The sequence below is a fragment of the Legionella drancourtii LLAP12 genome (assembly GCF_000162755.2).
GTDB classification, from domain to species: domain Bacteria; phylum Pseudomonadota; class Gammaproteobacteria; order Legionellales; family Legionellaceae; genus Legionella; species Legionella drancourtii.
Genome location: NZ_JH413798.1, coordinates 112,879 through 119,554 on the forward strand (window position 1 = coordinate 112,879; position 6,676 = coordinate 119,554).

The window sequence follows — 6,676 nt, forward strand, 5'->3', positions numbered from 1 at the left end:
CTAATATGTTAACGACAAAATGTCAACACACCCTAGCCAAGCCCTCACAATTTTTAATTAGTAGTCAAAACTTACCCCTACGAAAATCATCTAAAGCCTGCATCACTTCCATGGTCGTATTCATCACAAAAGGACCATGACGAACAATAGGTTCGTGCAATTTTACGGCAGCAATCAATAGGCATTGACTGTCTTTTTCACCACTTACGGTCAGCACATCACCCGCGCCAAGTTTCGCCAAGACGCCTTGTTGTACCACCTGTTCACCAATCAGTACTGCGCCTGAAATTACCAACAGTACGGCCTGATAATCATTGGGAATATGTTGTTGCATGTGGGCACCCAACGGCAAAGTAATATCAAAAAATAAAGGCGCTGTTGCAATATCAGCAATCGGCGAGCGGGTTCCCTTATCCGTTTGACCAGCGATCACTTTAATCAAGGCACCCGTTGCATTTTTTTCCACCGGCAATTGCGCACTCAACAGTTCCTGATAGCGCGGCTCACGCATTTTTTCGGCTGCTGGTAAATTTAACCACAGCTGCAAACCATTCAAGCGCCCACGCTCAGTAGAGGGCATTTCAGAATGAACAATGCCTTTGCCAGCTGTCATCCATTGCACGTCGCCAGCACCAATCGTTCCTTGATGTCCTTTATTATCTTCATGGGTGATTGCACCATCAAGCAAATAAGTAATGGTTTCAAAACCACGATGCGGATGTGGGGGAAAACCTGCCATAAAATCAATAGGGTCATTGCTATCAAAATAATCAAGCAATAAAAGAGGATCAAAATCATCGGTGCGTTCAACACCGATATAACGATGCAATTTTACCCCGGCACCTTCGCGAATCAATACACCATTTATTAATCGCTCTACGTTAATATTGCCCATGACGATACCTCCTATTAGACCAGAGTTTCCTGCATAAGCACGGCAACTGACTTACGCCGGGTTATTATTTAAGCATAGTTCAAAAAATTGAATTCCCCTTTAGAGAAATATCCAGCAACTTAGATGCGGATAAACTAGCTAAAAACAAGTATTTTTCATGGATGGATGATTATTTTAGGATTGTTGGTATTTCGCTAAATTGCCCCCAAAAAACAGGGGGCAAAAGAAGGCAGGAAGAAATTAATCTTGATCATGACAGCGTTTAAATTTCTCAGCCCATTTCTCTTCCATTTGTTTCATTTTATTTTGTAATTGTGCTTTTTGCTGCTCATTCAAAATCGCATAGATTTGACTTTTAGCCATAACTTTAGCTTTCATCAGATCACCTAACAATTTAACTTTTTTGTCGATTAAATCATTAACGGCTGCTTGGTCCATTGAACCTGAAGTAACCTGCGCATTAATTTGTTTGCTCAAATCACGTATTTGCTCACCACTTTGTTTCATACTGGCTTTTAAGTTATCTAAAATAGGCGTTACTTTTTGTTTTTGCGCGTCATCAAGTTTTATTGATTCAAGCATTTTCTTCATTCCTTCACCACAGCCTCCAGAATGAGCAAACACTGTTGAACTGATAACTAAAGTGCACACTAATGCCAGTGTTCCAATAAGTTTTTTATACATGATACTATCCTTAGTTTAGTGAAAATCATAGACAAGTATAGACCTATATTGGGAAAATTGGTTGAAATAGTGACAAAAATCATTTGTAATTAGTAATCCAATGCTAAGAGGTTACGGTGCTAGTGAGATTAACGACAATATAAACGCATGTACTGGCATTGTTCAACAAAATATGTTTTGCTGTGAGCACCATAAATAGATTGCCATTCCAATATTCGCATGAGGTAAGCATGAATTCGATAATAAAATTTCTCCTGTCCGCTGTCATTTTACTCAGCACAGCCACAGTGGGGCACGCCGAAGTTCTCCTTAAAGACCTACGCGGGCACGACATTTCATTTTCCTCATTAAAAGGAAAATGGGTATTGATTAACTACTGGGCTAGCTGGTGCAAAACCTGTGTTGCCGAAATCCCTGAATTTAATCGTTTTTATCGCAAACACGAACAAGATCCAGTCGCTTTGTTTGCCGTAAACTATGATGCATTGCCTTCGCCACAACAACATAGCTTGATTCAAAAACTAAATATCCAATACCCTTCTTTACGTTCTGATCCAGCCTTTGCCTTAGGCTTAGGTGATATAGTTGGTGTACCGGTTACCTTTGTATTTAATCCACAAGGTGAGTTGGTTAATACCTTGTATGGCGGCCAAGACCTTAGAGCATTAGAAAAAGCCATTACCGACACAACCAAAAACGGCTAAGACCTCACTTAGACGCGGACGCGAACAAACGCTGTTTTTGTGCCCGCGTAATCCGAATCTTAAGTAACCAATCACCTTCATCGCTTAATGATTCATGCAAAATCGCCCCTAATTGATACAATTGCGCCCGTAATTTTGCCTGAACGGGCTTTAGGACTACATCCTCAATCAGCACGGCACCATGTAGCTGCGTGCTAATCGCCTCTTTTAATAAATCCAGACCAATATTGGCGGCAGCGGAAATCCAGACTTTGCACCACTCTTGATTATAATCAATCTTGGCTTCCCAGCCCTCTTGCAAATCAATCTTATTAAAGACTTGGATTACTGGAATGTCATTGACTCCAAGCTCATCCAATACCTGCTGTACCGAAAAGACGGTATCACGCCAATGCGGATCGGAAATATCAATCACATGCAATAATAAATCGGCCTGTTGCGTTTCTTCTAATGTCGCGCGGAAGGCTTCAACTAAATGGTGCGGCAAATCACGAATAAACCCTACCGTATCGGCCAAAATTACGCCAGAAGCGCCCGGTAAACTTAACTGCCGCATCGTGGGATCTAAAGTCGCAAATAATTGATTTGCTACATAAATACGCTCCCCCGTCAACGCATTAAATAAGGTTGATTTACCCGCATTGGTATAACCCACTAAGGAGACGGTAGGCATTGCGGCTTTACGTCGTGCTTGGCGGTTCTGATCACGGCTACACCGTACTTTTTCCAGGCGGCGATTAATGTATTTAATCCGCTCGCGCAGTAAACGCCGGTCGGTTTCTAATTGCGTTTCACCCGGACCACGCAAACCAATACCGCCTTTTTGCCGCTCCAAATGCGTCCAACCACGGATCAGACGTGTTGATAAATGTTGTAATTGCGCCAGTTCAACCTGCAGTTTACCCTCAAAAGTTCGCGCCCGTTGCGCAAAAATATCGAGAATCAAACCGCTGCGATCGACAACCCGGCATTCAAGCAAGCGTTCTAAATTTCGTTCTTGGGATGGGGATAATTCATGATTGACTAAAACCAATTCAGCATCAAGCGCCTTAACGAGCTGCGCAATTTCCTCAGCTTTGCCCTTACCTACATAATACTTAGCCTCGGGAGTAGCGCGTGTGCCTAAAACGCAATCCAGCACTTCTGCATTTGCAGAACGCGCCAACTCTTCAAATTCTTGCAATGCTTTCTCAGCATCAACCCCAGGCAGTGCCAATTGCACTAATAGAGCTCGCTCACCACCCTGCGGACGTTCAAACACTACCTAATTCTCCGACAAAAACACCTAGAATAAAGCAATGTAAATTGAGTAATAAGGCTTAATGGTGCTTAGTTAAAGAGCGTGCATAGCAATGCAAATCCTTAACTAAATACCACCACACAACTTACATTGTTATAAAGTGTGTCTAGTCTGCCACAGTTCCTTCGCTTCCACCAGTTCCCTCTTCCGTAGGAACTTTCACTGCACGTGAAGGAACCACCGTAGAGATTGCATGCTTATAAACCATCTGGGTAATCGAATTCTTTAACATCACTACGTATTGATCAAAAGAATCGACGACTCCATGTAATTTAATTCCATTTACTAAAAAAATGGAAACAGGCACCTTTTCTTTACGTAACTCATTCAAAAAAGGGTCTTGTAATAAATGATTTTTAGACATTGCCTACTCCTTGTTGTTATTGTAATTTTAAAAGGCAAAACGTGCATCTAATATCTTATTCGACTTTTTTTCAGAAAACTTTAGCATAATCTCATGACAGTTTAATTTTAATCCGCTACCATGGTTGTACAAATTTAACCCGCTAGAATAAACGAGGGGTTAGATAATTGTAGTACAGAAGAAAAAAAGCTGTTGACTCTGCTGCAAGAGTCGTATAGTGATCCGCAAAAATACGTTAGAATAGTACCCCTTATCCACCATTAAACGTTAAGGAAACATAAAATGGCCTATAGCAAAAATGAGATATTAGGATTTGATAACCCTTATAACCATTTAAATGATGGTGATGTATTAGCTGAACACCAAGAAATCCTCGATGCGCTCGACCACGACAGAAAAACAATCCTTGCCAGTGCAATGGTTTCTAAATGCCCGCCAGAGAAACTTAAAGAATTTGGTCGCGCTTTAAATGCTTTGGGTTCACCAATGAATAGCAGCCAAGGTACATTCCATGCAATAATCTTTCCCTTGCATCAGGTAAAAACCCGAATGTTTAGTTTACTAGATCCTGAGAATCCAAGACCGCATACAATATTAAAAGATTCATTAGATCTTTTTAATGAACACAAGTATTTTGCTTTACACGTATTAATAAATCATGAAGCAGCCCTTGCAGAACGACTGGCGGCACTAGCCCCAGAAGAACGTAATAGAACAGCTCAATTGCTCAAGAGCGCATTCCCGAAAAGCCCACTTACCGAAAAGATTAACATCGCCTTTACCTTACAGCGTAATATTGAGTGCCTCTTATTAGGCGCCCAACCAGAACAATTTTTTACCAGTCGTGATTTTAGCCGCGAGCACTGCCTACTCTTTGCCAATTTATTTACCCCCATCAAAGACGAGTTAGCGCAACATATTGGCGTGAAATTAGCACAAATAACCGCTGCGGAAACACGCCAAAAAGTCGAAGAAGGTTTAAAATCATTGACCACCTCCGCTCATGACAAAGCCAATCCATTTGCGCTCATTCGCCAAGCAATGAATGCGAATACCCTCTCCGTTGCCAGCAATATGCACTCTTCTTTTGCTAGTCCCGCTAAGAAACAAGAAGACCCAGCAAATGCCGCCACATTGTCAACACACTTATCCTAGACGGCCCGATGACCTATTTTATCACGCGGTTTAAACCTCTTTGCCCTTACCTCGTAAGGGCTTCTTCTTATGATCCCTAATTCACGATAGGAGTAATTTAATGGCACCTAAAACACTAAGCGTAGCACTAGTACAAGAACAATGGCATGAAAATCCCCAAGAACATCAAGACAAACTCGCGGCCGGAATCCATGCAGCAGCTCAACAAGGCGCAACGGTTGTTTGTTTGCAAGAGCTCACGCTAAGCCCCTACTTTTGCACTCGCTCCGATGTTGATGGCACCCCCTTTATGGAAGACATCCATACTGGCCCCACCGCCCAATTTGTGCGGCAAATGGCAAAGGCCAATAAAGTAAGCATTACCGCATCCTTATTTGAAAAAGCCGGTTATAACACCGCCGTAGCCTATAATGAACAAGGCGAATTAACTGCCATTACCCGTAAACAGCACATTCCCAGTGGTGAAAAATACCATGAAGATTTTTACTTTAAACCAGGCGATTCAAACTATCCAGTTCATTCTATAGCCGGACATCAATGGGGCTTACCCACCTGTTATGACCAATGGTTTCCTGAGTTATCACGTATTTATGGCTTAAAAGGTGCTGAAATTCTCGTTTATCCAACCGCCATTGGTGGTGAACCGACCGCACCAGGCTTTGATAGCCAACCTATGTGGCAAAAAGTAATGGTGGCACAAGGCATTATGAGTAATACCTTTATTATTGCTGCCAATAGAATTGGTCGCGAAGATGATTTAGAATTCTATGGCAGTAGTTTTATTAGTACTCCCATGGGTGAAATTTTAGCGCAAGCACCGCGTAATGAACCCGCAGTCTTAGTTGCCGAGTTAGATTTCAGTAAACGCGCCTTGTGGGGGCGATTATTTCCGTTCGCACAACAACGAGAACCAGAAACCTACCATGAGCTTATTAAATCCCGTTAATCCTTTTTTGGAACATCAAATCCTATGAACATCCATGCATTACCCGAAGAAAATTTATATAACATTGAAAACTGGGGTGAGGGATACTTCAGCATTAATAGCAACGGGAATATTGAAATTAGCAGCGCCCCAGGTAGAAAAGGTGTTGAATTGCAAGCGATTGTAAATGAAGCCAGCCGCACGGGCTTACATTTGCCATTATTAATTCGCTGTTCGGATATTTTGCATGACCGAGTGCAGCGTATTTACCAAGCTTTTGCGCAAGCAATTACCGAAAATGAATACGCAGGCTCTTACAAATTGGTATACCCCATTAAGGTAAACCAGGAGCAAAGTGTGGTCAGAGAGCTATTAAAATCACCGAATAATCCTATTGGCTTAGAAGCGGGTTCAAAACCTGAGCTCATGGCAGTAATCGGGATGCTTAGCAATCAAAAGAGTACTATTGTCTGTAACGGCTATAAAGACAGCAGCTATATTCGCACGGCGTTAATTGCCCAACAAATGGGACATCAGGTATTTATCGTCATTGAAAAAAAATCAGAGCTGGATATTATTCTCAAAGAGTCAGCACGCCTGCAAATAAAACCATCTCTGGGGGTGCGCATTCGTCTGGTCAGTAAAAGTG

Annotated in this window: 7 protein-coding genes and 1 pseudogene; 4 read left to right on the forward strand and 4 right to left on the reverse strand. The window is 42.0% G+C overall.

Going from position 1 to position 6,676, the window contains the following annotated elements; translation table 11 throughout:
• Positions 1-64: 64 nt before the first annotated feature.
• Entirely contained in the window at positions 65-895 is an 831-nt protein-coding gene (locus LDG_RS02095; protein ID WP_006869459.1) for a pirin family protein, read from the reverse strand.
• Positions 896-1,135: 240 nt separating this feature from the next.
• Positions 1,136-1,579, reverse strand: coding sequence for a Spy/CpxP family protein refolding chaperone (locus tag LDG_RS02100; protein ID WP_006869460.1), 444 nt, complete (start codon positions 1,577-1,579; stop codon positions 1,136-1,138).
• Between the two features lie 230 nt (positions 1,580-1,809).
• Here LDG_RS02100 and LDG_RS02105 point away from each other — a divergent pair, with 230 nt between their 5' ends.
• A complete protein-coding gene (locus LDG_RS02105; protein ID WP_040534162.1) occupies positions 1,810-2,283 on the forward strand; it encodes a TlpA disulfide reductase family protein in 474 nt (157 codons plus the stop codon).
• A gap of 4 nt (positions 2,284-2,287) precedes the next feature.
• On the opposite strand, the gene hflX is transcribed toward LDG_RS02105, so the two are convergent.
• Both hflX and hfq read right to left on the reverse strand, forming a co-directional pair.
• The gene (gene hflX / locus LDG_RS02110; RefSeq protein ID WP_006869462.1) at positions 2,288-3,544 is read right to left on the reverse strand and encodes a ribosome rescue GTPase HflX; all 1,257 of its coding nucleotides are present in this window, start codon (positions 3,542-3,544) and stop codon (positions 2,288-2,290) included.
• Positions 3,545-3,689: 145 nt separating this feature from the next.
• Positions 3,690-3,947 carry an RNA chaperone Hfq gene (hfq, locus tag LDG_RS02115; protein ID WP_006869463.1) on the reverse strand — a complete coding sequence of 86 codons (258 nt, stop codon included), beginning with the start codon at positions 3,945-3,947 and terminating at the stop codon, positions 3,690-3,692.
• Between the two features lie 282 nt (positions 3,948-4,229).
• Here hfq and LDG_RS02120 point away from each other — a divergent pair, with 282 nt between their 5' ends.
• From LDG_RS02120 to LDG_RS02130, 3 genes and pseudogenes are all read left to right on the forward strand, one after another.
• The gene (locus LDG_RS02120; protein WP_006869464.1) at positions 4,230-5,102 is read left to right on the forward strand and encodes a hypothetical protein; all 873 of its coding nucleotides are present in this window, start codon (positions 4,230-4,232) and stop codon (positions 5,100-5,102) included.
• A 100-nt stretch (positions 5,103-5,202) separates the two neighbouring features.
• Positions 5,203-6,048 (forward strand): carbon-nitrogen hydrolase, encoded by an 846-nt coding sequence (locus LDG_RS02125; protein WP_006869465.1) that lies wholly within the window; start codon positions 5,203-5,205, stop codon positions 6,046-6,048.
• A gap of 24 nt (positions 6,049-6,072) precedes the next feature.
• Positions 6,073-6,676, forward strand: a pseudogene (locus LDG_RS02130) (biosynthetic arginine decarboxylase); the annotation flags it as partial.

Bases quoted from the DNA above. Each gene is read 5' to 3' on its own strand.
- hfq (WP_006869463.1), bottom strand. From the start codon at position 3,947: ATGTCTAAAAATCATTTATTACAAGACCCTTTTTTGAATGAGTTACGT.
- LDG_RS02100 (WP_006869460.1), bottom strand. From the start codon at position 1,579: ATGTATAAAAAACTTATTGGAACACTGGCATTAGTGTGCACTTTAGTT.
- LDG_RS02105 (WP_040534162.1), top strand. From the start codon at position 1,810: ATGAATTCGATAATAAAATTTCTCCTGTCCGCTGTCATTTTACTCAGC.
- LDG_RS02120 (WP_006869464.1), top strand. From the start codon at position 4,230: ATGGCCTATAGCAAAAATGAGATATTAGGATTTGATAACCCTTATAAC.
- LDG_RS02095 (WP_006869459.1), bottom strand. From the start codon at position 895: ATGGGCAATATTAACGTAGAGCGATTAATAAATGGTGTATTGATTCGC.
- LDG_RS02125 (WP_006869465.1), top strand. From the start codon at position 5,203: ATGGCACCTAAAACACTAAGCGTAGCACTAGTACAAGAACAATGGCAT.